The sequence below is a fragment of the Streptomyces sp. enrichment culture genome (assembly GCF_964273145.1).
Lineage (GTDB): Bacteria > Actinomycetota > Actinomycetes > Streptomycetales > Streptomycetaceae > Streptomyces.
Genome location: NZ_OZ186873.1, coordinates 3,876,957 through 3,902,474, shown reverse-complemented (window position 1 = coordinate 3,902,474; position 25,518 = coordinate 3,876,957). Strand labels below are relative to the sequence as shown.

Annotated in this window: 24 protein-coding genes; 6 read left to right on the top strand and 18 right to left on the bottom strand. The window is 73.5% G+C overall.

Annotated elements, in window-relative coordinates:
- Positions 1-49: 49 nt before the first annotated feature.
- Together ACSU6Z_RS17765 and ACSU6Z_RS17760 are read right to left on the bottom strand one after the other, a co-directional pair.
- Positions 50-2,005: a serine/threonine-protein kinase gene (locus tag ACSU6Z_RS17765; RefSeq protein WP_437050365.1), complete on the bottom strand. Its 1,956-nt coding sequence runs from the start codon at positions 2,003-2,005 to the stop codon at positions 50-52.
- A 225-nt stretch (positions 2,006-2,230) separates the two neighbouring features.
- Positions 2,231-3,937 (bottom strand): glycerol-3-phosphate dehydrogenase/oxidase, encoded by a 1,707-nt coding sequence (locus ACSU6Z_RS17760; protein ID WP_437046817.1) that lies wholly within the window; start codon positions 3,935-3,937, stop codon positions 2,231-2,233.
- 277 nt (positions 3,938-4,214) lie between these two features.
- Between ACSU6Z_RS17760 and ACSU6Z_RS17755 the strand changes: the two genes are divergently transcribed.
- Positions 4,215-5,423 (top strand): nucleotide sugar dehydrogenase, encoded by a 1,209-nt coding sequence (locus ACSU6Z_RS17755; protein WP_437046815.1) that lies wholly within the window; start codon positions 4,215-4,217, stop codon positions 5,421-5,423.
- A gap of 96 nt (positions 5,424-5,519) precedes the next feature.
- On the opposite strand, the gene ACSU6Z_RS17750 is transcribed toward ACSU6Z_RS17755, so the two are convergent.
- From ACSU6Z_RS17750 to ACSU6Z_RS17735, 4 genes are all read right to left on the bottom strand, one after another.
- Entirely contained in the window at positions 5,520-6,644 is a 1,125-nt protein-coding gene (locus ACSU6Z_RS17750; RefSeq protein WP_437046813.1) for a GuaB3 family IMP dehydrogenase-related protein, read from the bottom strand.
- A 107-nt stretch (positions 6,645-6,751) separates the two neighbouring features.
- Complete coding sequence (guaB, locus tag ACSU6Z_RS17745; protein ID WP_437046812.1) at positions 6,752-8,260, bottom strand: IMP dehydrogenase; 1,509 nt, start codon at positions 8,258-8,260, stop codon at positions 6,752-6,754.
- Positions 8,261-8,413: 153 nt separating this feature from the next.
- Complete coding sequence (locus ACSU6Z_RS17740) at positions 8,414-9,001, bottom strand: sigma-70 family RNA polymerase sigma factor (RefSeq protein ID WP_437046811.1); 588 nt, start codon at positions 8,999-9,001, stop codon at positions 8,414-8,416.
- Positions 9,002-9,264: 263 nt separating this feature from the next.
- The gene (locus ACSU6Z_RS17735; RefSeq protein ID WP_003948568.1) at positions 9,265-9,876 is read right to left on the bottom strand and encodes a response regulator transcription factor; all 612 of its coding nucleotides are present in this window, start codon (positions 9,874-9,876) and stop codon (positions 9,265-9,267) included.
- Between the two features lie 381 nt (positions 9,877-10,257).
- Between ACSU6Z_RS17735 and ACSU6Z_RS17730 the strand changes: the two genes are divergently transcribed.
- Positions 10,258-10,587 carry a WhiB family transcriptional regulator gene (locus ACSU6Z_RS17730; protein ID WP_437046809.1) on the top strand — a complete coding sequence of 110 codons (330 nt, stop codon included), beginning with the start codon at positions 10,258-10,260 and terminating at the stop codon, positions 10,585-10,587.
- A 111-nt stretch (positions 10,588-10,698) separates the two neighbouring features.
- Here ACSU6Z_RS17730 and ACSU6Z_RS17725 read toward each other — a convergent pair whose 3' ends face one another.
- Positions 10,699-11,595, bottom strand: coding sequence for a LysR family transcriptional regulator (locus ACSU6Z_RS17725; protein WP_437046807.1), 897 nt, complete (start codon positions 11,593-11,595; stop codon positions 10,699-10,701).
- An 80-nt stretch (positions 11,596-11,675) separates the two neighbouring features.
- On the opposite strand from ACSU6Z_RS17725, the gene ACSU6Z_RS17720 reads away from it, so the two are divergent.
- A complete protein-coding gene (locus ACSU6Z_RS17720) occupies positions 11,676-12,431 on the top strand; it encodes an MOSC domain-containing protein (protein WP_437046805.1) in 756 nt (251 codons plus the stop codon).
- 9 nt (positions 12,432-12,440) lie between these two features.
- The gene (locus tag ACSU6Z_RS17715) at positions 12,441-13,214 is read left to right on the top strand and encodes an SDR family NAD(P)-dependent oxidoreductase (protein WP_437046803.1); all 774 of its coding nucleotides are present in this window, start codon (positions 12,441-12,443) and stop codon (positions 13,212-13,214) included.
- An 89-nt stretch (positions 13,215-13,303) separates the two neighbouring features.
- On the opposite strand, the gene ACSU6Z_RS17710 is transcribed toward ACSU6Z_RS17715, so the two are convergent.
- The 5 genes from ACSU6Z_RS17710 to ACSU6Z_RS17690 form a co-directional block, all read right to left on the bottom strand.
- Positions 13,304-14,569, bottom strand: a complete 1,266-nt coding sequence (locus ACSU6Z_RS17710; protein ID WP_437046801.1) for a hypothetical protein — start codon at positions 14,567-14,569, stop codon at positions 13,304-13,306.
- Positions 14,570-14,696: 127 nt separating this feature from the next.
- Entirely contained in the window at positions 14,697-16,322 is a 1,626-nt protein-coding gene (gene groL / locus ACSU6Z_RS17705) for a chaperonin GroEL (RefSeq protein WP_437046799.1), read from the bottom strand.
- Positions 16,323-16,441: 119 nt separating this feature from the next.
- Positions 16,442-16,750, bottom strand: coding sequence for a co-chaperone GroES (gene groES, locus ACSU6Z_RS17700; protein WP_190206047.1), 309 nt, complete (start codon positions 16,748-16,750; stop codon positions 16,442-16,444).
- A gap of 224 nt (positions 16,751-16,974) precedes the next feature.
- Positions 16,975-17,703: a polysaccharide deacetylase family protein gene (locus tag ACSU6Z_RS17695; protein ID WP_437046797.1), complete on the bottom strand. Its 729-nt coding sequence runs from the start codon at positions 17,701-17,703 to the stop codon at positions 16,975-16,977.
- Positions 17,700-18,638: a polysaccharide deacetylase family protein gene (locus ACSU6Z_RS17690; RefSeq protein WP_437046795.1), complete on the bottom strand. Its 939-nt coding sequence runs from the start codon at positions 18,636-18,638 to the stop codon at positions 17,700-17,702. Before ACSU6Z_RS17690 ends, ACSU6Z_RS17695 begins: the two co-directional genes overlap by 4 nt.
- A 90-nt stretch (positions 18,639-18,728) precedes the next feature.
- Between ACSU6Z_RS17690 and ACSU6Z_RS17685 the strand changes: the two genes are divergently transcribed.
- A complete protein-coding gene (locus ACSU6Z_RS17685; RefSeq protein ID WP_437046793.1) occupies positions 18,729-19,904 on the top strand; it encodes a THUMP-like domain-containing protein in 1,176 nt (391 codons plus the stop codon).
- Positions 19,905-19,946: 42 nt separating this feature from the next.
- Here the strand turns inward: ACSU6Z_RS17685 and ACSU6Z_RS17680 are convergent, their stop codons facing one another.
- The 6 genes from ACSU6Z_RS17680 to tsaB form a co-directional block, all read right to left on the bottom strand.
- Entirely contained in the window at positions 19,947-20,951 is a 1,005-nt protein-coding gene (locus tag ACSU6Z_RS17680) for an LCP family protein (protein ID WP_437046792.1), read from the bottom strand.
- A 141-nt stretch (positions 20,952-21,092) separates the two neighbouring features.
- Entirely contained in the window at positions 21,093-22,157 is a 1,065-nt protein-coding gene (locus ACSU6Z_RS17675; RefSeq protein ID WP_437046791.1) for a LacI family DNA-binding transcriptional regulator, read from the bottom strand.
- Positions 22,158-22,282: 125 nt separating this feature from the next.
- The gene (locus ACSU6Z_RS17670; protein ID WP_437046789.1) at positions 22,283-22,546 is read right to left on the bottom strand and encodes a hypothetical protein; all 264 of its coding nucleotides are present in this window, start codon (positions 22,544-22,546) and stop codon (positions 22,283-22,285) included.
- Positions 22,543-23,649 (bottom strand): tRNA (adenosine(37)-N6)-threonylcarbamoyltransferase complex transferase subunit TsaD, encoded by a 1,107-nt coding sequence (gene tsaD / locus ACSU6Z_RS17665; protein ID WP_437046787.1) that lies wholly within the window; start codon positions 23,647-23,649, stop codon positions 22,543-22,545. Before tsaD ends, ACSU6Z_RS17670 begins: the two co-directional genes overlap by 4 nt.
- Entirely contained in the window at positions 23,642-24,124 is a 483-nt protein-coding gene (gene rimI, locus ACSU6Z_RS17660) for a ribosomal protein S18-alanine N-acetyltransferase (protein WP_437050363.1), read from the bottom strand. Before rimI ends, tsaD begins: the two co-directional genes overlap by 8 nt.
- A gap of 53 nt (positions 24,125-24,177) precedes the next feature.
- Complete coding sequence (tsaB, locus tag ACSU6Z_RS17655; RefSeq protein WP_437017073.1) at positions 24,178-24,831, bottom strand: tRNA (adenosine(37)-N6)-threonylcarbamoyltransferase complex dimerization subunit type 1 TsaB; 654 nt, start codon at positions 24,829-24,831, stop codon at positions 24,178-24,180.
- A gap of 115 nt (positions 24,832-24,946) precedes the next feature.
- Here tsaB and ACSU6Z_RS17650 point away from each other — a divergent pair, with 115 nt between their 5' ends.
- On the top strand, positions 24,947-25,489 hold the full coding sequence (locus tag ACSU6Z_RS17650) for a hypothetical protein (protein WP_437046785.1): 543 nt from the start codon (positions 24,947-24,949) through the stop codon (positions 25,487-25,489).
- The last annotated feature ends 29 nt before the right edge of the window (positions 25,490-25,518 follow it).

Below are 25,518 nucleotides of genomic sequence, written 5' to 3'. Positions count from 1 at the left end.
CAAAGAGAGGATGCCGGATATCAGGCCGGCGAACCCGGAAAGCCGCGGTTCATGCCTTCGGTTCGAAGGTGCGCGTCAGCGTGCGCCAGCTCTCCTTGCGCAGATCGCTGTCCCAGTCGGCGGCCCTGGCCGTGTACATCAGCCCGTAGCCCTGGTGGTCGTTGACGACGAACCCCCGGTCGACGGAGCGGTACTTGGTGCCGCCCTGCACGTAGGTGAACTCCCAGTCGGCCGCGTTCCAGCCGCGGTAGTCGACCTTCTCGATGCGGACGCGCCGGTACTGGGAGCGCACCATGGAGCGCTCCTGGTTCTCCCAGTCGGCCACCGGGTCGTCCTTCGGCGTGGAGGTCCAGCCGATGAGCAGCTTCTGCCCGCGGGGCCCGGTGAACCGGTCCCCGGCGGCGTCGCTGGACCGGTAGCTCCAGCCCTCGGGCAACCCGATCGTGTAGCCCTGCTCGCCCCGGTGGGTGGTGGCGGCGGCGTCGGTGTCGGCGGACTCCTTCCCGTCGCCGGCGCCGGTGGAGGCGCCCGGCGTCGCCTCGGCACCCGGTGTCGCGTCGGCGCCCGGCGCCGCGTCCGTGGACGCCGACTCCCCGACCGCGCCGTCCGTACGGAGCCCGCCCTCGCCGTCCTGCCCGGTGCCGCCGCCGGCGCCGGTGCTCACGGCGGGCCTGCCGCCGCTGCCGCTCCCGGCGCCCTGCGTGCCCCCGTCGTCACCGCCGAGCGTGAGGGCCAGTACGACACCGAGGACGGCGAGCACCACGACCACCGCGATGATCGCCAGGGTCCGCCGGGGCACCACGTCGGTGAGCGACGCCCTGGGCACGGGCCGGGGCGGCAGGTCCGGCGGGGACACCACCGGCCAGCCCGAACCGCTCCGCCCGGCCGCGCCGTTGGCGACCCCGGCGACCGGCGCCGCGACGCGGGCGCCCCGGACGCCTGCCGCCGCGGGCGCGGGGGCACCGGGACCGGCCGTCCCCGCGGCGGTGGTCCTGCGCGCGGACCGCAGTGCCCCGCGCAGCCCCTCCCCGGACCCCCCGGCCCGCTCGGCCCCGGTGCCCGGACCGCCTCCGCCCGCGCCCCGGCCCGGCTGCACCGGCAGGGGCACGGCCTTCGTCGCGTCCATCGGCTCCGGCCGGCCGCTCCCGGGGCCGGTCCCGCGGATGACCGCGTTGAGCATCGCGCGGGCCCCGGCGTCGTCGAGGCGCTGGGCGGGGTCCTTGGTGAGCAGTCCGTAGATGACGTCGCGCAGCGGACCGGCGTTCTGGGGCTCCTCCAGCTGCTCGGTCATCACCGCGGTGAGCGTGGCGATCGCGGACCCCTTGTCGTACGGGGGCACGCCCTCCACCGCCGCGTACAGCAGGCCGCCGAGCGACCACAGGTCGGCCGCCGGGCCCGGCTTGTGGCCGCGCGCCCGCTCGGGGGAGATGTAGGAGGGCGCGCCGACGAGCATGCCGGTGGAGGTGATGGACGGGTCGCCCTCGACCTGGGCGATGCCGAAGTCGGTGAGCACGACCCGGCCGTCCTCGGCGATGAGCACGTTGGACGGCTTCACGTCGCGGTGCAGGATGCCCTCGCGGTGCGCGGAGCGCAGCACGTCGAGGACGGCGAGGCCGACCTCCGCCGCCCGCTTCGGGTCCAGCGGGCCGTCCTCGCGGATGACCTCGGCCAGCGACTTGCCCTCGATCAGCTCCATGACGATCCAGGGCCGGTCGTCCTCCTGGACCACGTCGAAGACCGTCACGGCGCTGTTGTTGCGGATCCGCGCGATCGCCTTGGCCTCGCGCAGCGTGCGCGTGATCAGGCGGCGCTTCTCCTCCTCGTCGATGTTCGACGGGAACCGCAGCTCCTTGACGGCGACCGTGCGCCCCAGGGTCTCGTCCTCGGCCCGCCACACCGTGCCCATGCCGCCGCGGCCGAGCACGTCTCCCAGCCGGTACCGCCCGGCGAGGAGACGTGCGCTCTTGTCCTGACGGGGTGTTCCCGCCCGCTCCGCCTCCGACATGCGTCCCCTCATGCAACCCGCCCTGACAGAGCCTTCATTGTCCCTCACCCGACAAGTGCTCGACGCCCAGGGTGCTCTCCGGCGGCGTGCCCGCCCCCGAACGCCGCGCGAACCGGTGAACCACGCGCTCCGGCGGCACCGGCCCGCCGCCGACCCGGCGTCACCTCCCTTGCCGGCCCTGCCCCTTGCTCCCCCTCCCTTCCTCCTCCCCTTGAAGCGGCTCCCCTACAGCGGCGCGATGTCCGGCGCCCCGAGCCGGGCCGCGTCCGCCGTCAGGTCGTCCGGCTGGCGCTGCGACTCCCGCTCGGCCTCCACCCGCTTCTCGTAGTGCCGGACCTCCCGTTCGATCTGGTCCCGGTCCCAGCCCAGCACCGGCGCCATCAGCTCGGCGGCCTCGCGGGCGCTGCGGGTGCCCCGGTCGAAGGTCTCGATGGAGATGCGGGTGCGCCGGGTCAGCACGTCGTCCAGGTGGCGGGCGCCCTCGTGGGAGGCGGCGTAGACGACCTCGGCGCGCAGGTAGTCGTCGGCGTGGTGGAGCGGTGCCCCCAGGGAGGGGTCGTCGGCGACGAGGGCCAGGACCTCCTCGGCCATCGAGCCGTACCGGTTCAGCAGGTGCTCCACGCGGACGACGTGCAGCCCGGCGCGGGCCGCTATGCGCGCCCGCGCGTTCCACATCGCCCGGTAGCCCTCGGCGCCGACCAGCGGGACGTCCTCGGTGACGCAGTCGGCGACCCGCAGGTCCAGCCCGTGCACGGCCTCGTCCACGGCGTCCTTGGCCATCACCCGGTACGTCGTGTACTTGCCGCCCGCGATGACGACCAGCCCCGGCACGGGGTGTGCCACGGTGTGCTCGCGCGACAGCTTGCTGGTGGCGTCGGACTCGCCGGCCAGCAGCGGGCGCAGGCCCGCGTACACGCCCTCGACGTCGTCCCTGGTCAGTGGCACGGCGAGGACCGAGTTGACGCGTTCCAGCAGGTAGTCGATGTCCGCGCTGGAGGCGGCCGGGTGCGCCTTGTCCAGGTCCCAGTCGGTGTCGGTGGTGCCGACGATCCAGTGCCGGCCCCAGGGGATGACGAACAGCACGGACTTCTCGGTGCGCAGGATCAGCCCGGTCGTGGAGTGGATGCGGTCCTTGGGGACGACCAGGTGGATGCCCTTGGAGGCGCGGACGTGGAACCGGCCGCGCTCCCCCACCATGGCCTGGGTGTCGTCGGTCCACACGCCGGTGGCGTTGACGACCTGTTTGGCGCGGATCTCGTACTCGCCGCCCGCCTCGACGTCCTGCACCCGGGCGCCGACGACCCGTTCGCCCTCGCGCAGGAATCCGGTGACGCGGGCCCGGTTGGCGGCCAGGGCGCCGTACGCCGCCGCCGTGCGGACGAGGGCGGCGACGAACCGGGCGTCGTCCATCTGGGCGTCGTAGTACTGGAGCGCGCCGACCAGCGCGTCCTTCTTCAGGCAGGGGGCCACCCGCAGGGCGTGACGGCGGCTCAGGTGGCGGTGCAGGGGCAGGCCGCGGCCGTGCCCGCGGGCCATCGACATGGCGTCGTACAGGGCGACGCCCGAACCGGCGTACAGCCGCTCCCAGCCCTTGTGCTGCAACGGGTACAGGAACGGCACCGGCTTCACCAGGTGCGGCGCGAGCCGTTCCAGCAGCAGGCCGCGTTCCTTGAGCGCCTCCCGGACGAGCGCGAAGTCGAGCATCTCCAGATAGCGCAGACCGCCGTGGATGAGCTTGCTGGACCTGCTGGAGGTCCCCGACGCCCAGTCGCGCGCCTCGACCAGTCCGGTGGCCAGGCCCCGGGTGGTGGCGTCGAGGGCCGTGCCCGCGCCGACCACGCCCCCTCCCACGACGAGTACGTCCAGTTCCCGCTCGGCCATCGCCGCGAGCGACTCGGCCCGCTGCGCCGGCCCCAGTGCCGCTGTCCTCACCGCTGCCTCCCGCTGTCCGTCGCGTCGGCCGCACCCGTCGGGCGAAGCCCGGTTCCCCGGTACCCCTCCTGACCGAATTCTGACCGGGATGCCCCGCTTCAGCCACCACGCGCCCCGGCCCGTGGACGGCACCCGGCCCCAACACTCACCGAGACTCGGCCGACCAATCCCGCAAATCGGTCATATTTACTCCTAGTCTGACAGTGCGCTCGCCCATCCTGTCCACCGGGCTTGCGCACCTGCCCTGCTTCGGTTACCGGGAAGGACGGCCCACGCCATGCCCGCAGATCTCGCCGTCATCGGACTCGGCCCGTACGGCCTGCCCCTGGCCCAGGCCGCCGTCGCCGCCGGCATCACCACCCTGGGCTACCGCACCGGTCCCGAGGCCGGTCCGCTCACCCCCGCCGAACTGCGCCGGATGCTCTCGGGGGGCTTCCGGACGGCCGCGTCCCCGGCCGAGCTCGGCCGGGTGCGCACCGCGGTCATCTGCGCCCCGACCCCGCCGGGCGCGGACGGCGGCCCCGACCTGGCCCAGGTCGAGGCCGCGGCCCGCACCCTCGCCGGCCACCTGCGCCCGCACACCACCGTGATCCTGGAGTCGCCGGTGCGGCCGGGCACCACGGAGGACTTCCTCCGCCCGATCCTGGAGAAGGGCTCGGGGCTGCGCGCCGGACGCGACTTCCACCTCGCCTACTCCCCCAGCCGCGTCGACCCCGGCAACCGCGACTTCACCCCCGCCAACACCCCTCAGGTCATCGGCGGCCTCACCCCCGCCTGCACCGAGTCAGCCGCCACGTTCTACGGCCGCCTCACCGACAAGGTGGTCCGCGCCCGGGGTCTGCGCGAGGCGGAGACGGTCCAGTTGCTGGAGACCAATTTCCGCCACGTCAACATCGCGCTCGTGAACGAGATGGCGGTCCTCTGCCACGACCTCGGCGTCGACCTGTGGGACGTCATCCGCTGCGCGGAGACCAAGCCGTTCGGCTTCCTCCCCTTCCGCCCCGGCCCCGGCGTCGGCGGCCATTCCGTCCCCCAGGACCTGGCCGGCCGCGCCAGCCGCACCCTGCGCATGGTGGAACTGGCCCAGCAGGTCAACAGCCAGATGCCCCGGTACGTCGTGCAGCGCGCCGCCACCCTCCTCAACGAGCACGGCAAGTCCGCGCGCGGCGCCCGCGTCCTGCTCCTCGGCGTCACCTACAAGGCGGACCTCGCCGACCGGCAGGCGGCCCCCGCCCGGGAGATCGCCGTCCGCCTGATGGAGCTCGGCGCCTCCGTCAGCTACCACGACCCGCACGTCCCGTCCTGGACCGTCCTGGACCGCCCCGTGCCCCGCGCCGACTCCCTCTACGAGGCCGCCGCCGAGGCCGACCTGACGATCCTCCTCCAGCAGCACCGCACGTACGACCTCCAGGGCCTGTCGGTGAAGGCGCAACTGCTGCTGGACACGCGGGGGGCGACGCCCACGGGAGCGGCGCACCGGTTGTGAGGGGGGCGCGTGCCGTGCCCGCGGGCGCCGCACGGCACGTGGAAGGGCCGGTCACCCGGGTTCTCGGGTGACCGGCCCTTCCGTGTGCCGTGGGGCTTACCGCCGGTGCTGCGAGTCCGCCACGGTCACCTCGACCCGCTGGAACTCCTTGAGCTCGCTGTAACCGGTCGTGGCCATGGCGCGGCGCAGGGCGCCGAAGAAGTTCATCGAGCCGTCGGGGGTGCGGGACGGGCCGGTGAGGATCTCCTCGATGGTGCCGACCGTGCCGAGGCCGACCTTCTTGCCGCGCGGCAGCTCCTCGTTGACGGCCTCCATGCCCCAGTGGTGGCCCCTGCCCGGCGCGTCGGTCGCGCGGGCGAGCGGGGAGCCCATCATCACCGCGTCGGCGCCGCAGGCGATCGCCTTGGGCAGGTCGCCGGACCAGCCGACGCCGCCGTCCGCGATCACGTGCACGTACCGGCCGCCGGACTCGTCCATGTAGTCCCGGCGGGCGGCGGCCACGTCGGCGACCGCGGTGGCCATCGGAACCTGGATGCCGAGCACGTTGCGCGTGGTGTGCGCGGCGCCGCCGCCGAAGCCGACGAGGACGCCCGCCGCGCCGGTGCGCATCAGGTGCAGGGCGGCGGTGTAGGTGGCGCAGCCGCCGACGATCACCGGCACGTCCAGCTCGTAGATGAACTGCTTCAGGTTCAGCGGCTCGTGCGAGGACGACACGTGCTCCGCCGAGACCGTCGTGCCGCGGATGACGAAGATGTCCACGCCCGCGTCCACGACGGCCTTGGAGAACTGGGCCGTGCGCTGCGGGGAGAGCGCGGCGGCGGTGACCACGCCCGAGTCGCGCACCTCCTTGATGCGCTGCCCGATCAGCTCCTCCTTGATCGGCGCGGCGTAGATCTCCTGGAGGCGGCGGGTCGCGGCCTCCTCGGGCAGCTCGGCGATCTCGTCGAGCAGCGGCTGCGGGTCCTCGTACCGCGTCCACAGCCCTTCCAGGTTGAGCACGCCGAGGCCGCCGAGCTCACCGATGCGGATCGCGGTGGCCGGGGAGACGACCGAGTCCATGGGAGCGGCCAGGAAGGGCAGCTCGAAGCGGTAGGCGTCGATCTGCCAGGCGATCGAGACCTCCTTCGGGTCCCGCGTACGGCGGCTGGGGACGACGGCGATGTCGTCGAAGGCGTACGCCCGGCGGCCGCGCTTGCCGCGCCCGATCTCGATCTCAGTCACGATGTGTGGCCTTTCCCTGATGCGTTTCAGCGCCTTCCAGTATCCCCGACGGGTACGGCGGAGGCGGCCCCGGACCGTTCCGGGGCCGCCTCCGGCTCATCGGCGTCTCACCGCTTGGCGCTGTAGTTCGGCGCCTCGACGGTCATCTGGATGTCGTGCGGGTGGCTCTCCTTCAGGCCCGCGGAGGTGATCCGGACGAACCGGCCGCGTTCCTGGAGCTCGGGGACGGTCCGGCCGCCGACGTAGAACATCGACTGGCGCAGACCGCCGACCAGCTGGTGGACGACCGAGGAGAGCGGGCCGCGGTAGGGCACCTGGCCCTCGATGCCCTCGGGGACGAGCTGCTCGTCGGAGGCGACGCCCTCCTGGAAGTAGCGGTCCTTGGAGAACGACTTGCGGTCGCCGCGGGACTGCATGGCGCCGAGGGAGCCCATGCCGCGGTACGACTTGAACTGCTTGCCGTTGATGAACATCAGCTCGCCCGGCGACTCCTCGCAGCCCGCGAGCAGCGAGCCCAGCATCACCGTGTCGGCGCCCGCGACGAGGGCCTTGGCGATGTCGCCGGAGTACTGGAGGCCACCGTCGCCGATGACCGGGACGCCGGCCTCCTTGGCGGCGAGCGCGGCCTCGTAGATCGCGGTGACCTGCGGGACGCCGACGCCGGCGACGACGCGGGTGGTGCAGATGGAGCCGGGGCCGACGCCGACCTTGATGCCGTCGGCGCCCGCGTCGACCAGGGCCTGGGCGCCGTCGCGGGTGGCGATGTTGCCGCCGATGACGTCGACGCCGGAGGAGTTCGACTTGATCTTGGCGACCATGTCGCCGACCAGGCGGGAGTGGCCGTGGGCGGTGTCGACGACGATGAAGTCGACGCCCTTCTCGATCAGGGCCTGGGCGCGCTCGAAGGCGTCCCCGGCGACACCGACCGCGGCGCCGACCAGCAGGCGGCCCTCGGCGTCCTTGGCGGCGTTGGGGTACTTCTCCGCCTTCACGAAGTCCTTGACCGTGATCAGGCCCTTGAGGACGCCGTCGTCGTCGACCAGCGGCAGCTTCTCGATCTTGTGCTTGCGCAGCAGCTCCACGGCCTCGTGGCCGGAGATGCCGACCTTGCCGGTGACCAGCGGCATCGGCGTCATGACCTCGCGCACCCGGCGGCCGCGGTCGGTCTCGAAGGCCATGTCGCGGTTGGTGACGATGCCGAGCAGCTTGCCCGCCGGGTCGGTGACCGGGACGCCGCTGATGCGGAACCTGGCGCACAGCTCGTCGGCCTCGGCGAGGGTGGCGTCCGGGTGGATGGTGATCGGGTTGGCCACCATGCCGGACTCGGAGCGCTTGACCAGGTCGACCTGGTTGGCCTGGTCCTCGATGGACAGGTTGCGGTGCAGCACGCCGACGCCGCCCTGGCGGGCCATCGCGATCGCCATGCGCGACTCGGTGACCTTGTCCATGGCGGCGGACAGCAGCGGGATGTTCACCCGCACGTTCCTGGAGACGTACGAGGCGGTGTCGATCTCGTCGGGTGCCATGTCCGACGGGCCCGGCAGCAGCAGCACGTCGTCGTAGGTCAGCCCGAGCGCCGCGAATTTTCCGGGCACTCCGTCGACGTTGGCAGTCATGACACCTTCCCCAAATGGCCTTGCTCGGTGCGGATGTCCATGCTAACGGGAAGTGGGGGTGTCTCATTCCACGATCATGAGCGCGCACCGGTCTCGTATGTTCGTACGAGACCGGCCGCGCCACCCGCCCGCAGGAGGGGCGGGGCCCCGGGGCTACTGCTCGGCGAGGGCCCGCAGCCTGCTCAGGGCCCGGTGCTGGGCCACCCGGACCGCGCCGGGTGACATTCCCAACATCCGGCCCGTCTCCTCGGCCGTGAGACCCACCGCGATGCGCAGCAGGAGCAGCTCCCGCTGGCTCTCGGGCAGGTTGGCCAGGAGTTTCTTGGCCCACTCGGCGTCGCTGCTGAGCAGCGCCCGCTCCTCCGGGCCGAGGGAGTCGTCGGGCCGCTCGGGCATCTCGTCGGACGGGACGGCCGTCGAGCCGGGGTGGCGCATCGCCGCGCGCTGGAGGTCGGCGACCTTGTGGGCTGCGATGGCGAAGACGAACGCCTCGAAGGGGCGCCCGGTGTCCTTGTAGCGCGGCAGGGCGAGCAGCACCGCGACGCAGACCTCCTGGGCGAGGTCCTCGACGAAGTGCCGGGCGTCGCCGGGAAGGCGGGACAGGCGCGTGCGGCAGTAGCGCAGCGCGAGGGGGTGGACGTGGGCGAGCAGGTCGTGCGTGGCCTGCTGGTCCCCGTCGACGGCGCGGTGGACGAGCGCACCGATGGTCCCTTCCGCGGGTACCGCATCGTCGTCGCGCATCGGTCCATGGTGCCTTGCGGCCGTCCGGCCCGCGGCACCGCGCCCGTCGTTGTGCACCGAAGCGTTATGAGCAGGTGCGCCGGAACCCATCCCCTGCGCCCTCCCCTCCCGCTCGACCGACTCGTCCCCGAGGAACTCCACACCTCAAGGATGCGGCATCGGCGCCGAAACGAGCAGCGGGCACCCGGCGGGCCCCCTTGCCGTCCCCGCCCACCGTGCGGCGGGCGGGGATCCGGACGCCCCCGTCGGACCTCACGACGGGCCTAGCGGACCAGGCCCCACCGGAAGCCGAGCGCCACGGCGTGTGCCCGGTCCGAGGCGCCGAGCTTCTTGAACAGCCGCCGGGCATGGGTCTTGACGGTGTCCTCGGAGAGGAACAGCTCGCGGCCGATCTCGGCGTTGGAGCGGCCGTGGCTCATGCCCTCCAGGACCTGGATCTCGCGCGCGGTGAGCGTGGGCGCGGCACCCATCTCGGCGGAGCGCAGCCGGCGCGGGGCGAGCCGCCAGGTCGGGTCGGCGAGGGCCTGCGTGACCGTGGCGCGCAGCTCGGCGCGCGAGGCGTCCTTGTGGAGGTAGCCGCGGGCGCCGGCGGCGACCGCGAGGGCCACACCGTCCAGGTCCTCGGCGACGGTGAGCATGATGATGCGCGCACCGGGGTCGGCGGACAGCAGCCGCCGGACGGTCTCGACGCCGCCCAGGCCGGGCATGCGCACATCCATCAGGATCAGGTCCGAGCGGTCGGCGCCCCAGCGGCGGAGGACTTCCTCGCCGTTGGCCGCCGTCGTCACGCGCTCGACGCCGGGCACGGTCGCCACCGCGCGGCGGAGCGCTTCTCGGGCAAGCGGGGAGTCGTCGCAGACGAGGACGGATGTCATGGCCGCCCTCCGCAGCTGATGCACGTCACCTTGAGCCTCCAGGCTGGTACGAAATCGTCACCTGTGCGGTCGACCGTCTCGGACGCCCGCCCGAGCACTTGTTCCTTCAACCGCCTCCGCACTCTCAACGACGGTCACTCGAAAGAGTTACGGGGCCGTATGCCATTTTCGGCACTCTACGTGAGGGGACGAACACGGTGCAGATATGCGCGCCAGACCCGCAACCTTTCATCACAAGCCATGCCCCATTTAGCCCCTTTTCTTCCGCTTTGCCGGTGTCTGCGGCTAGATTCGCAATGAGTCATATTTTCATCTCCTTAGACCGTAGTCGTACGGTCATGGACACCGCATCCGCCCAGATCGGCTACAAGGGGTCACGCAATGGCAGATTTCTCCCGCCTTCCCGGACCGAACGCGGACCTGTGGGACTGGCAGCTCCTGGCTGCGTGCCGCGGGGTGGACAGCTCACTCTTCTTCCATCCGGAGGGCGAGCGCGGTGCGGCTCGAAGCGCTCGCGAGAACTCGGCCAAGGAGGTCTGCATGAGGTGCCCGGTCCGCGCCGAGTGCGCGGCGCACGCGCTGACGGTGAGGGAGCCGTACGGCGTGTGGGGAGGGCTGACCGAGGACGAGCGCGAAGAGCTCATGGGACGGGCCCGTCACCGGCTGGTGTCGGCCTCGGCCACCGGCGGGGACGCCGCTTCGGACGACTGACCGCGCCGAATGATTAGAGGAACGTTTCTTCACCATCCCCCGGGCACGCTCGCGCGTGCCCTGATTTCTGCCGCCCCCGTGGTCCTCTGACCCCTGCGGCCCTTCGGGGAGTTACCGCGCCGCCGCCCGCGCGAGCTCCTCCAGCGTCGCCGCCACCGCCGGGACCTGGGCCAGGTCGGGCAGGGTGAGCGCGACGATCTGCCGCTCGACCGCCGGCTCCAGCGCGACCGTGCGGGCCCCGCGCGGCCGTACGGACTCGACGGCGAGCTGGGGCAGGACGGCCACGCCGAGACCGGCGCCGACCAGGGCGACGACGGCCGGGTAGTCGTCGGTCGCGAAGTCGATGCGGGGCGTGAAGCCGGCCCCCTCGCACACCTCGACCAACTGGCTCCGGCAGCGCGGGCAGCCCGCGATCCACGGCTCCTGGGCGAGCTCCCCGATGGCGACGGACCGCGCACGCGCGAGGCGGTGCCGCTCCGGTACGAGCGCCACGAGCCGGTCGGTCAGCAGCGGCCGCACGACCAGGTCCTCCCACTCCTCGGCGCCCGCCGCGCCCGCGTAGCGGAAGGCGAGCGCCACGTCGCAGTCCCCCTCGCGCAGCAGTTCGACGGACCGGGGCGGCTCGGCCTCCTCCAGGGAGACCCGGGTGCCGGGGTGCGCGGCGCGCAGCGCGGCGAGGGCGGTGGGGACGAGGGCGGAGCTGCCGCTGGGGAAGGAGACCAGCCGGACCCGGCCCGCCCGCAGCCCGGCGATGGCGGCGACCTCCTCCTCGGCCGCCGTCAGCCCGGCGAGGATCCCGGCGGCGTGCCTCACCAGCGCCTCGCCGGCCTGGGTCAGCCGCATCTCGCGTCCGCTGCGGACCAGCAGGGGCGTGCCCACGGAGGCCTCCAGGGCCTTCATCTGCTGGCTGACGGCGGGCTGGGTGCACCCCAGTTCGCGGCCGGCCGCCGAGAAGGAGCCGGTGGCGGCGACGGTGCGCAGCACGCGGAGGTGACGGGCTTCGATCACACCCAAAGGATAAGGGAACCTTTGGCACGACCGCGAATACCGCGTCGACGCTTTGGCACCCGGTCCCCTACCGTGCCGCCATGGAACTTCTGTCTGTGAACCTGGGCCGCCCGAAGGCCGTGCCGTACACGGATCAGCCGCAGGGCCTGACCGGGATCGACAAGCAGCCGGCCGACGGGCCGGTGCGGGTGGCGGCGCCGGGGGCCGCGGGCACCGGCGCGAGCGGGCTGGCCGGGGACGCGGTGTGCGACACCCGCCACCACGGCGGGGAGCACCAGGCGGTCTACGCGGTGGCCCGCGAGGACCTGGACGACTGGGAACGCGAACTGGGCCGGCCGCTGCCGAACGGATCGTTCGGCGAGAACCTCACCACCGCGGGCCTGGACGTCTCCGGCGCGCGGATCGGCGAGCGCTGGCGCGTCGGGCCCCGGGTGGTGCTGGAGGTCACCTGCGGGCGGATCCCCTGCCGTACGTTCCAGGGTCATCTGGGTGAGAAGCGGTGGGTGAGGCGCTTCACGGAGAAGGGGGCGCCGGGCGCATACCTGCGGGTGGTGGAGGCCGGTGAGATCCGGGCGGGCGACCCGGTCGAGATCGTGCACCGCCCGGATCACGAGGTGACGGTGGCGTTGCAGTTCCGGGCCGTGACCACCGAGCGGGAACTGCTGCCGCGGCTGCTCGCGGCGGGCGAGGCGCTGCACCCGCAGGCGCGGGCGGCGGCGCGCGCGTACCTGGACCGGTACGGGGCCCGACGGCCGCCCGCGGGCCGTCCCCTTCACACGGGCTTCACCGATCGGAGGGCCTGTGAGCAGACGGACGAATCCGGCCCGGGTCACTAATCTTGCGCCATGACAACGGCATTGATTACGGGATCGACGGCAGGCATCGGCGCCGCGTTCGCTCGGCGGCTGGCCGCCGACGGGCACGACCTGGTGCTGGTGGCCCGCGACACCGGCCGGCTGCGCGTGCAGGCGACCGAGCTGCACGACCGGCACGGCATCGAGGCGGAGGTCCTGACGGCCGACCTGGCGACCGACGACGGCATCGAGGCGGTGGCCACCCGGCTGGGCGACCGCAGGAACCCCGTCGACCTGCTGATCAACAACGCCGGCTTCGGCAACAAGGGCCGCTACCTCGACGTCCCCATGGCCGACGAGCTGCGGATGCTGAAGGTGCACATCGAGGCGGTGCTGCGGCTGACCTCGGCGGCGACGGAGGCGATGCGGGAGCGGCGCCGCGGCGGCGTGGTCAACGTGGCCTCCGTCGCCGCCTTCGTGCCGCGCGGCACCTACGGCGCCTCCAAGGCGTGGGTCGTGCAGTTCACGCAGGGCGTGGCGCGGGACCTGGCGGGCAGCGGCGTACGGCTGATGGCGCTGTGCCCCGGCTTCGTGCGCACCGAGTTCCACCAGCGGGCCGGGATGGGCACGGACAACATCCCCGGCTGGCTGTGGCTGGACGCGGACAAGGTGGTGGCGGCGGCGCTCACCGACCTCGCCCGGGGCAGGACCGTGTCCGTCCCGGACCCGCGCTACAAGGCGCTGACGGGGGCGGCGAAGCTGGCGCCGCGCGGACTGCTCGGCGGGATCACCTCGAAGACGGGTCGGAAGTTCGGGCCGCGGTAGGGCCCGCGGCGGCTCCCGGCCGTTCCGCTAGGGCCTCTCGTTCGGATCATGCCCCACTCCCTGATCCGACCTGATCCAAACGAAAGACCCTAGTCCCTCGCCTCCCCGGGGCACGCGGCGCGTACTTCGGCCAGCAGCCGCGGGTAGTCCTCGCCGTACGCGCCGACCGCCGCCCACACCGCGTCCAGTGCCGCGCGCAGCGGGTCGGGGCCGGCGGCGGCGGGCAGCGCGGGGAGGGCGTAGTGCGGCCGGGAGATCCGCCGGGGGACGTGCGGAGCGGGAACCGGTCGTGCCACCGCGAGGACGTGCCGCGCGGGTCCGGTCGCCAGGTGCCGGCCGCCGAGGGGTGTCCGCCCCGGCACCGTGGCCGGTGCGGGTGCGGGTGCGGGCTCCGGCGGCCGGTAGGGCGCCCGTTCGGGTGGCACCGCCTCCCGCACCGTCCGGTCCGGCAGGTCCGGGGCGTCGCGCACGGTCTCCCACAGCCGGGTCTCGTCGTCGAAGGGCGGCGGCAGCGGGCGCCCCTCCGTCAACGCGGTGAGCGCCCGGGCGACCCAGGCCGTGCCGGTCAGCCCCGACACCTCGCAGGCCCGCCGGGCGGCCAGCAGTGCCACGGCACGCTGGGCCCCGGGACCGGCGGCGTCCAGCGCGTGCACGAGGTCGGGGGCGAAACGCAGCAGACCGCGGACGTTGCCGCCCACCCGGCGCAGGGCGTCGCTGGGCAGCCGTCCGCCCCATTCCCACCGCTCACGGTGCAGCCGGCGTTCCTCGGCGGCGCGGGCCTGCGCCTCGCGGGCCCGGCGCTCGGCCTCGGCCCGCTCCTCGGGAGTGGGCGGCGGCGGCAGCTCGCGAGCCCAGCCGTGCCAGTAGGCGGCCCGTTCCGAAGTTCGGCGCAGCACGCGGGCCGGGGCCGGCGGAGCGGGCCAGAACTGGAGCAGGTACTTCTCCGTGGCGGGTCCCCCCGCGCCGGGACCGGTCCCGCGCCGCTCCTCGTCCATGCCTCGGACGCAGTACCGCACGCGATGTCCCGTACGGGCCAGTCCCAGGTCCCACTCGGCCTCGCCCGCCCACTGGACCAGACGGGTCCGGTCCGACAGCGGGCAGAAGGACGCCTCGACCACGTCCTCCCACTCCGGCGCGAGGTCGGGTTCCTCCTCGTGCACTTCGACCGTGAGGGCGATCCGGCCCGTGTGGGTGCCGGTGATCAGCCAGAGGAACCCCGGCTCGGAGGCACCGCACAAGCCCTGGCCCTGGCCCGCGAACGCCTCGGACAGTTCCGGCTGCACCCCCTTCGGGTGGCTCTCGACGTATATCTGGCTGTAACTGACATGGACCTCGCCCCCGACCGGTGTGCGCACCGCCCCGCCCTTCCTCGGTCACCTGCTTCACATCGTGCCGCAGGTCACTGACAACGGGCCCCTGAGACGCCGGTGCCCGGCGCCCCCCGAAGGGGCGCCGGGCACCGGTGTGTCGGCTCGGAGAGCCTCAGTGGGAGTGGCCGTGGCCGTGGCCCGCGGCGGCCGGCTCCTCCTCTTCCTTCTTCTCGACGACCAGGGTCTCGGTCGTGAGCAGCAGGGAGGCGATGGAGGCGGCGTTCTCCAGGGCGGAGCGGGTGACCTTGACCGGGTCGATGACGCCGGCCTTGATCAGGTCGCCGTACTCGCCGGAGGCGGCGTTGTAACCGCTGCCCTTCTCCAGCTCCTTGACCTTGGAGACGATGACGTAGCCCTCCAGGCCCGCGTTCTCCGCGATCCAGCGCAGCGGCTCGACGACGGCGCGCGCGACGACGGAGACACCGGTGGCCTCGTCGCCGGACTTGCCGAGGTTGCCCTCCAGGACCTTGGAGGCGTGGACCAGGGCGGAGCCACCACCGGAGACGATGCCCTCCTCGACCGCGGCGCGGGTCGCGGAGATGGCGTCCTCCAGACGGTGCTTGCGCTCCTTCAGCTCCACCTCGGTGGCGGCGCCGACCTTGATCACGCACACGCCGCCGGCCAGCTTCGCGAGGCGCTCCTGGAGCTTCTCGCGGTCCCAGTCGGAGTCGGTGGTCTCGATCTCGGCCTTGATCTGCGCGACGCGGCCCTGCACGTCCTCGGACTTGCCGGCGCCGTCGACGATCGTGGTGTCGTCCTTGGTGACGGTGACGCGGCGGGCGGAGCCGAGCACGTCCAGGCCGACCTGGTCGAGCTTGAGGCCGACCTCCTCGGAGATGACGGTGGCGCCGGTGAGGACGGCCATGTCCTGGAGCATCGCCTTGCGGCGGTCGCCGAAGCCCGGGGCCTTCACCGCGACGGCGTTGAAGGTGCCGCGGATCTTGTTGACGACCAGGGTCGACAGGGCCTCGCCCTCGACGTCCTCGGCGATGATCAGCAGCGGCTTGGAGGAGTTGGCCTGGATGACCTTCTCCAGCAGCGGCAGCAGGTCGGCGATGGAGGAGATCTTGCCCTGGTTGATGAGGATGTACGGGTCCTCCAGGACGGCCTCCATGCGCTCCTGGTCCGTCACGAAGTACGGCGACAGGTAGCCCTTGTCGAAGGCCATGCCCTCGGTGAAGTCCAGCTCCAGGCCGAAGGTGTTGGACTCCTCGACGGTGATGACACCGTCCTTGCCGACCTTGTCCATCGCCTCGGCGATGAGCTCGCCGACCTGCTGGTCCTGGGCGGACAGCGCGGCGACGGCGGCGATGTCGGACTTCTCGTCGATCGGGCGGGCGGTGGCGAGCAGGTCGTCGGAGACGGCCTTGACCGCGGCGTCGATGCCCTTCTTCAGGGCGGCCGGGGAGGCACCGGCGGCGACGTTCTTCAGGCCCTCGCGGACCAGCGCCTGGGCCAGGACCGTGGCGGTGGTGGTGCCGTCACCAGCGATGTCGTTGGTCTTGGTCGCCACCTCCTTCACGAGCTGGGCGCCGAGGTTCTCGTACGGGTCCTCGATCTCGACCTCGCGGGCGATCGTGACACCGTCGTTGGTGATGGTGGGGGCGCCGAACTTCTTGTCGATGACGACGTTGCGGCCCTTGGGGCCGATCGTCACCTTGACCGTGTCGGCAAGCTTGTTGACGCCGCGCTCGAGGGCGCGACGGGCGTCCTCGTCGAACTTCAGGATCTTCGCCATGGCAGCGGGAGCCCTCTCGGGAATCTGGGATGAAAAGCGACTGCGCCCCGGCGCCCGGCTTCGTTATCGGTCGCGGGGGCCCGGGGCGCAGCTTGAGCGGAAGTCGAGGTGAGGTCGACTTACTTCTCGACGATCGCGAGCACGTCGCGGGCCGAGAGGACGAGGTACTCCTCGTTGTTGTACTTCACCTCGGTGCCGCCGTACTTGCTGTAGAGCACGACGTCGCCGACCTTGACGTCGAGCGGAAGGCGGTTGCCGTCCTCGAAGCGGCCCGGGCCCACGGCCAGGACGACGCCCTCCTGGGGCTTCTCCTTGGCGGTGTCCGGAATGACCAGGCCAGAGGCCGTGGTCTGCTCGGCGTCCAGCGGCTGGACCACGATGCGGTCCTCGAGCGGCTTGATGGCAACCTTGGAGCTGGCGGTCGTCACGATCCGACCTCCCCCTTCGGAGATCTCACGGGGTTAACTGTCTGAGGTGGCGACCAGGTCGATCCGTCGTCGCGGGTGCCGGACCTGCCCGTCGCGTTGTTGGCACTCTCCAGGGGGGAGTGCCAGAGCCGAGACTATGACCGTCGTTAGCACTCGGTCAAGCGGAGTGCCAATTACGGGCGGCGCGTCGGACATCGCCGGGTCCCCGCCGGCGTGCGCGGGGGTCAGAGGAAGTCCTCCAGCCGCCCCACCCGCAGCCCCCGTTGCCCGATCTCCCGCAGCACCCGTTCGGTGCGCTCGCTCAAGGGGCGGCCCGCGGGGCGGTCCGGGTCGACGGCGACGATGTCGCCGGGGTGCAGCCGGCGCGCCCCGCGCGTGTACGTCAGGTTCCCCTCGCCGTCCACCGCCGCCCGCCACAGGACGACCGCCGCGAGGCCGCAGTCGGCGGCGGCGCGCAGGGTCGCGGTGTCGTACCTGCCGTAGGGCGGGCGGAACAGGCGCGGGCGGATGCCGAACCGGGCCTTCAGCTTGCGCTGCTGGCCGCAGATCTCGGCGCGCTGCCCGGCGTAGGGCAGGCCGCGCAGGGAGTGGTGGTCCAGGGTGTGGTTCTGCAGGCTCGCGCCGACCGCGCGCAGCCGCGCGAAGTGACCGTAGCCCGGCCCGGCGACGCGGTCGGTGAGGAACATGGTGACGGGCAGCCGCCGGGCGCGGACCAGGGCGAGGAAGCGCGGGTCGCGTTCGGCGCCGTCGTCATAGGTGAGGAAGACGACCGGGTCGCGGGTGCGGACGTGGTCGACGACCGGCGGCAGCGGCCGGCCGTCCCGGCCGGTGTCGCGCGCCGCCTTCCCGCCCGGCCGCTGGGCGGACGCGACGGGGCCGGCGGGGTGCGCGCAGCCGGTGAGCAGCGCGGCGGTCAGGACGGCCCCGGCCAGGCGGACCCGCCGCCGCCTCACAGGTAGTCCTCCAGCCGGGCCACCGCGTATCCCTCGGCGGTGACCTTGTCCAGGAACCGGCGGGCCATGTCGGGCATCGTGCCCCTCCAGTCGTCGCGGCCCCGGAAGTGGCTGAGGACGATGTCGCCGGGGTGCAGCGAGCGGTCCCACTCGCGGTACTCCCAGCGGTCGACGAAGACCTCCTCGTTCCACAGCGGCACGTGCGTGATGCCGCAGCTCTTGGCGGCGCGCAGGGTGTCCTCGTCGTAGTTGCCGTAGGGCGGGCGGAAGACGGTGGGGCGCTTGCCGTACCGCTCGCGGATCACCCGCTGCATGCCGCAGATCTCGCGCTCCTGGCGGGCGTAGGACAGAGCGGGCAGGTAGGGGTGGTGCAGGGTGTGGTTGTTGAGGGCGACCCCCCGGTCCCTCATCTTCTTGAAGTAGCCGTAGTCCTCCTTGGCCAGGTAGTCGCTGAGGAAGGCGCTGTACGGCACCTTCAGCTCGCTCATCATGCGCAGGAACGCCGGGTCCTTCTCGGCGCCGTCGTCGATGGTGAGGAAGACGATCCTCTCCTTGGTGGGGACGGTGGTGAAGACCGGCGGGAGGCCGCGCTCGGCGTGGTCGTCGACCTCGAAGCCCGCGCGTGTGGTGATCCGCGGCTTCCTCGCGGGCGGTGGCGGGGCCGTCAGCGGGACGCGCTTGAGGCCCCAGTGCCGCGCGGCGGCGACCCGGGCGGCGTGGGCCGCGTTCAGCTTGGCGGCGTAGGAGTCGAGCGCGCGGGCCGGGGGCGCCTGGAGCGGCTGCTGGCCGGGGGCGGGCCGCGTCCCCGAAGCGCCCTGCGCGCAGCCCGCGGCCAGGGAGGCGGCGGCGAGCGCGGCGAGGCCGCCGCGGAACCGCGTCCCCGGTGGCACCTTCCGAAACACCCTACTTTTGTCATTTTGTACTACTGCTTGCATGGAGCCGGATCCTCGCAGCCTCCGCCGCGGAACCCGGCCCGACACCGCGGCCGGGGGCACACCGTCCACCGACTGGCCGACAATGGGCCGGTGAACGACCTCGACGCCCTCCTGCCCCTGCTCACCCCCGCGGGCCGCGCCCTCCTGGACGAGGTGCGCGGCACCGACCCCGCCCGGGAACTGGCCGTCGCCACCCGGTTGCGGCGCGAGCACCCCGCCGCCCTGGTGTCGGCGGCGCTCGGGCAGGCGCGGCTGCGGCAGCGGGCGGTGGCGAAGTTCGGCGCCGAGGACGCGCACCGGATGTTCTTCACGCCCAACGGGGTCGAGCAGTCGACGCGGGCGACGGTGGCGGCGTACCGGGCGGAGCGGATGAAGGCGCTGGGGGTGACGTCCGTGGCCGACCTGTGCTGCGGGATCGGCGGCGACGCGATCGCGCTGGCCCGGGCCGGGATCCGGGTGCTGGCCGTGGACCGGGACCCGCTGACGGCGGCGGCCGCGCGGGCCAACGCCGACGCGCTCGGCCTCGCCGGCCTGATCGAGGTGCGGGAGGCGGACGTCACGGAGGTGGACACGGCCGGGTACGACGCCGTCTTCGTCGACCCGGCGCGGCGGGGCGGGCGCGGCCGCGTCTTCGACCCGGAGGCGTACTCGCCGCCGCTGTCCTGGGCCGTGGGGGCGGCCCGTACGGCGCCGCTCGCCGCCGCGCTGAAGGTCGCCCCCGGCATCCCCCACGAGGCCGTGCCCGACGGCGCCGAGGCCGAGTGGATCTCCGACGGCGGGGACGTGAAGGAGGCGGTGCTGTGGTTCGGCACCGAGCCGGGCGCGGTGCGGGCGACGCTGCTGCCGGGACCGCGCTCCCTGCTCTCGCGGCACCTGCCCGACCCGGCGGTGCGTCCCGTCGGGCGGTACCTGTACGAGCCCGACGGCGCCGTCGTCCGCGCCCACCTGGTCGCCGAGGTCGCCGAGCGGGTCGGCGGCGGGCTGCTCGACGCGACCATCGCCTACGTCACGGCGGACGAGCTGCAGCCCACGCCGTACGCCACCGCCTACGAGATCACCGACCACCTCCCCTTCAACGTCAAGAAGCTGAGGGCGCTGCTGCGGGAGCGGGGGGTGGGCACGCTGACCGTGAAGAAGCGCGGGTCGGCGGTCGAGCCGGAGGAGCTGCGCCGGAAGGTCAGGCCGCAGGGGCCGAACGCGGCGACGGTGTTCCTGACCCGGGTCGCGGGGGCGCCGGCGATGCTGGTCGGGCACCCGGTGCGCTGAGGGCGCCCCGGCGGAACCCCGGCGGGAATCCGGCGGAAGGGGTCAGTGCAGGGATGCCCACAGCCGTGCGGCCTCCGGCTCCTTGGCCACCACTCGGTCGGCGTCCCAGGGGGCCGGCACCACCGGCATGGTCACCGTCCGCACGGCGGACGCCGACAGGCCCCGCAGGCTCCGGCCCAGGCGGACCAGTTCGCCCAGGGAGTCCAGGCCGGTGTCGGTGACGAGGCTGCCGGTGACGGCGTCGGCGGTCCGGTACAGCCGGGCGGGGTCGGTGAGGAGGCCGGCGGAGGTGACCTGTTCCAGCAGTGCCGTGACCAGTTTCTGCTGGAGCTCTATGCGGGCGAGATCGCTGCCCTGGGCGAGGCCGTACCGGGTGCGGGCCAGGCCCAGTGCCTGGGCGCCGTCCAGGTGGTGGGTGCCCGCCTCCAGGCTCAGGTGGCTCTTGTCGTCGTCGATGTCCTCGTCGAGGGTGACCGTGACGCCGCCGAGCGCGTCCACGAGGCCGGCGAAACCGGCGAAGTCGATCTCCAGGTAGTGGTCCATGCGGACACCGGTGAGCGATTCGGCCGTCTTGACCGCGCACACCGGTCCGCCCACGGCGTACGCGGTGTTGAACATCACCTGGCGCGCCGCGCGCGTCGCGCCACCGGAGGGCAGCGGGCAGGAGGGGCGCGCGACGAGCGTGTCGCGCGGGATGCTCACGACGGTGGCGCCGGTGCGGCCCGTGTCGAGGTGGACGACCATCGCGGTGTCGGAGCGGGCGCCCGTGCTGTCGCCGCCGCCCAGCCGCCGGTTCTCCTCGCCGCTGCGCGAGTCGGAGCCGAGGACGAGGATGTTCAGGGGCCCGGTCGGAAGCGGCTCGGCGCCGCCCGCGGCGGACGGCGCGGACCGGGCGGGGCGGTCGTCGCCGAGGGCGCCGTCGATGTCGACACCGGTGATGTTGCCGCTCAGGTGCCGGTACGCCCACCCGGCCGCGGCCACACCCAGCAGCAGTGCGCCCGCCAGCGCGAGGCCGGCGATCCTCACCACCCTCGACCGTCCGCTCATGGGCCCGTCCCCGTCCCCCCGCGCGCCGCGCGCCCCACCCGCGCGGCCCTTCCAGAGAGGAACGTACGTCCGAATTATGACGAGCGGACGTCCGGGGCGGACTTTCTTGGGAATTTCTCAGATTTTCCGGCCCCCCACCGCTCAGGGGGCTTCCCGGGTCACCGGCGGCGCTCCCGTGCTGCTGCGCACGACCAGGCTGGTCGCCAGCTCCACCCGGGTCGCCGCCGAGGAGTCGTCGCCGCGGCCGAGGTCGAGGACGAGACGGGCGGCGGCCTCGGCCATCTCGGTCAGCGGCTGCCGTACGGTAGTCAGCGGCGGCCCCACCCAGCGGGCCACCGGCAGGTCGTCGAAGCCCACCACGCTGAGGTCCTCCGGGACGCGCAGCCCCAGCTCGCGCGCGGCCTCGTACAGCCCGAGCGCCTGGAGGTCGTTCCCGGCGAAGACGGCGGTGGGCCGGTCGGGGCGGCGCAGCAGGGCGAGGCCCTCGCGGTAGCCGGCCTCGTGGTGGAAGTCGCCGGCCGTGATCAGGGCGGGGTCCACCGGCAGCCCGGCCGTCTCCAGGGCGGCCCGGTAGCCGTCGACGCGGGCGCGGGCGCACATCATCCGCGTCGGCCCGCTGATCGCGCCGATCCTGCGGTGCCCCAGCTCGATCAGGTGCCGGGTGGCCGCCAGCCCGCCCTGCCAGTTGGTGGCGCCGATCGACGGGACGTCGGCGCCCGGGTCGCCGGCCGGGTCCATCACCACGAACGGGATGGAACGGCTGGTCAGCAGGGCGCGCTGCGCCTCGTCGAGGCCGGACAGCACCAGCACCACGCCGTGCGGGCGGCGGGCGGCGACCTGGTCGGCCCAGCTGCGCCCGGGGGTCAGCCGTCCCGCGCTCTCGGAGAGGACGACGCTCAGTCCCGCGTCCCGCGCCACGTTCTCCACGCCCCGGATGACCTCCATCGCCCAGGCGCTCTCCAGTTCGTGGAAGACCAGGTCGATCAGGGGCGAGCGGGACGCCTCGGCCCGGCGGCGGCGGTAGCCGTGGACGCGCAGCAGCTCCTCCACCCGGCTGCGGGTCGCCGGGGCGACATCGGCACGGCCGTTGAGGACTTTCGAAACAGTCGGCGCCGACACGCCTGCCTCGCGGGCGATCTCGGCGAGCGTCGCGGACTGGGTGGACCGTCCGTGCGTCCGGGTTTCAGCGCGCTGCGGGGATGTCATGGCGGCGATCGTATCCCTGCGCCCCCCGCCGATGAACCCATCGGCGGGCCACGGATTTTCGGAACATTCGACTCGCCAGTCGCAACATTCGGTGTCCCGCCCGCTCCGGCGGGGCGGGCCGCCGCTCAGCCGGCGTCCGCGTCCACCGCCTCGAACCGCCACCGGTGCACCGCCCGCGTGACCAGGTCCTCGTCCGGCTCGGGCAGTTCGGGGAGGTCGGCGTCGTACGCCGCGTCCCACCAGGTGACGACCAGCACCCGGTCCTGCGGGGCGCGGAAGGTCTCCCGGCGCAGCGGGCGGCGCGGCAGTTCCTGCGCCCGTGCCCAGGCCAGCAGTTCCCCGCCCCGCCCGGGCACGGCCCGCGCCTCCCACATCAGGGCCACCGTCATGAGTACAGGTTCTCCTTGCCCACCTCGTGCGCGTGGTCGTGCGCGTGCGCCCGGCCCGGGACGTGGGGGTCGGTCACCGGCAGCGACGAGTCCGCCGACAGGTCCCAGTCGGAGGCGGCCCGGCCCCGGGCGACCATCTCCGCGCCGAGCGCCGCGACCATCGCGCCGTTGTCCGTGCACAGCTTCGGCCGCGGCACGCGCAGCCGGATCCCGGCCGCCTCGCACCGCTCCTGCGCCAGGGCGCGCAGCCGCGAGTTGGCCGCGACGCCACCACCGATCATCAGGTGGTCGACGCCCTCGTCCTTGCAGGCCCGCACGGCCTTGCGGGTCAGCACGTCCACGACCGCCTCCTGGAAGGAGGCCGCCACGTCCCGCACCGGCACCTCCTCGCCCGCCGCCCGCCTGGCCTCGATCCAGCGGGCCACGGCCGTCTTCAGGCCGGAGAAGGAGAAGTCGTAGGCCGGGTCGCGCGGCCCGGTCAGCCCGCGCGGGAACGCGATCGCGTCCGGGTCGCCCTCGCGCGCGTACCGGTCGATGACCGGGCCGCCGGGGAAGCCCAGGTTCAGCACGCGGGCGATCTTGTCGAAGGCCTCGCCCGCCGCGTCGTCGATGGTGGCGCCCATGGGGCGCACGTCGGAGGTGATGTCGGTCGACAGCAGCAGCGAGGAGTGGCCGCCGGAGACCAGCAGCGCCATCGTCGGCTCGGGCAGCGCGCCGTGCTCCAGCTGGTCGACGCAGATGTGGGAGGCGAGGTGGTTGACGCCGTACAGGGGTTTGCCGAGCGCGTAGGCGTACGCCTTGGCCGCCGAGACGCCCACCAGCAGGGCGCCGGCGAGGCCGGGGCCGGCGGTGACGGCGATGCCGTCGAGGTCGCGGGCGCTGACGCCCGCCTCCTTCAACGCGCGGTCGATGGTGGGGACCATCGCCTCCAGGTGGGCGCGGCTCGCGACCTCCGGCACGACACCGCCGAAGCGGGCGTGCTCGTCGACGCTGGAGGCGACGGCGTCGGCCAGCAGGGTGGTGCCGCGGACGATGCCGACGCCGGTCTCGTCGCAGGAGGTCTCGATACCCAGGACGAGAGGCTCGTCGCGTGAGTCAGCCATTGATCTCGGTTCCTTGTACGCCGTTGAGGGAGGTTGCAGGGTCGGTCAGGCGCATCACCAGGGCATCCACGTTGCCCGGCTGGTAGTAGCCGCGTCTGAGACCGATGGGCTCGAAGCCGAAGCGCTCGTACAGCTTCTGGGCGCGGACGTTGTCGACGCGGCATTCGAGGAGCACCTCGGCGCACTCGAAGGCGGTCGCGGCGCGCAGCAGCCCGGCCAGCAGCCGGCTGCCGAGTCCGGTGCCCCACTGGTCGCGGGCCACCGCGATGGTCTGGACGTCGCCGACGTCCCCGGAGGCGGCCAGTCCCGCGTAGCCGACGATCCGGTCGTCCCGCTCGGCCACGAGGTAGCGGCGGGTGGCCCCCGGTCCGCGCGCGTGGGCCAGCTCGGACCAGAACATCCCCCGCGACCAGGCGTCCTCGGGGAACAGCTCCCGTTCCAGCCGCAGCACGGGGTCGATGTCCCACCAGCGCATCTCGCGCAGCGCGACGGGCTCCGGCCCGGTCGTGCGTCCGGTCGTTCGCCCGGTCACTTCGGGGTGACCACCTTGTAGTTCTTGGGGACCTGGGCGTCGGGGCGGCGCAGGTACAGCGGCCGGGGCGCGGGCAGCTCCTCGCCCGCCGCGAGCCTCTCCGCGGCCAGCCGGGCCAGGGCGGCGGCCGAGACGTGCTCGGGTTCGTGCGCCCGGGGGAAGGTGTCCGGGTACAGCAGCGCGCCCGCGCCGACCGCGGGCAGGCCCCGGACCTGCTCGGCGATGTCGGCGGGCCGGTCGACGGCCGGGTCGGTGACGCGGGTGCGGGAGTCGGCGTAGCGGGCCCAGTAGACCTCCTTGCGGCGGGCGTCGGTCGCCACGACGAAGGGGCCCGGCAGGTCGGCGGCGTACGCGAGTCCGTCCAGCGTGCACACACCGTGCACGGGCACGCCGAGCGCGAGGGAGAAGGTCTCCGCGGTCATCAGGCCCACGCGCAGGCCCGTGTACGGGCCGGGTCCGATGCCGGCGACGATGCCGGTGACGGCGTCGAGCTTCAGACCGGCCTCGGCGAGCACCCGGTCCACGGCCGGGAGCAGCAGCTCACCGTGGCGGCGCGCGTCCACCTGGCTCGACGACGCGATGACGTCCGTACCGTCGTGCAGCGCGACGGTCACGGCGGGAGTGGCGGTATCCAGAGCGAGCAAGAGCACGCAAACAGCCTACGGCTCCCGCGCCGGGCGCACGTCCGCCCCGGTCGGACGGCCACCTGCTGCTACCGTCGCCCCGAGGCACGACGTGCGACGTACGACGACGAGGTGGTCGCCAGTGGCAAGCAGCAGCGCCGTGATGGTCGCCGGGCTGACCGCGGCGGCCCTCTCGACGGTGGGCGTCCTCGCCTACCAGGCGTCGGCCACGGTCCCGGCCGAGCTGGGCAAGCCGCGGTCCGCCGCCCCCGCCCCCGGGGCGCCCCGGGAGAAGCGGGACCCCACCGCGCTGCCGGCCGGTTCCGGGAAGGGCGAGCGGGTCGTGTACGCGCTGGGCGACGACCGGGTGTGGCTGGTCGGCGCGGACAACCGGGTCCAGCGCACCTTCCAGGTCGTCCCCAGCTCGGTGGACCCGGCGCCGGGCACCTACGCGGTCACGTCCCGCTCGAAGTCGGTCACCGGCTCCGACGGGGTCCCGGTCGAGCACGTCGTGCGCTTCGCCGGCGTGGACGGCGTGGTCATCGGCTTCAGCGCCGCCGTGGACGGCTCGATGCCGTCGCCCCGCCCGGGCGTGCGCACGGGCGGCATCCGCGAGACCCGCGCGGACGGCGACGCGATGTGGCAGTTCGCGACGATCGGGCAGCGGGTCGTCGTCGTCCGCTGAGCCGGGGCCGCGCACCGCGGCCCGCCCGC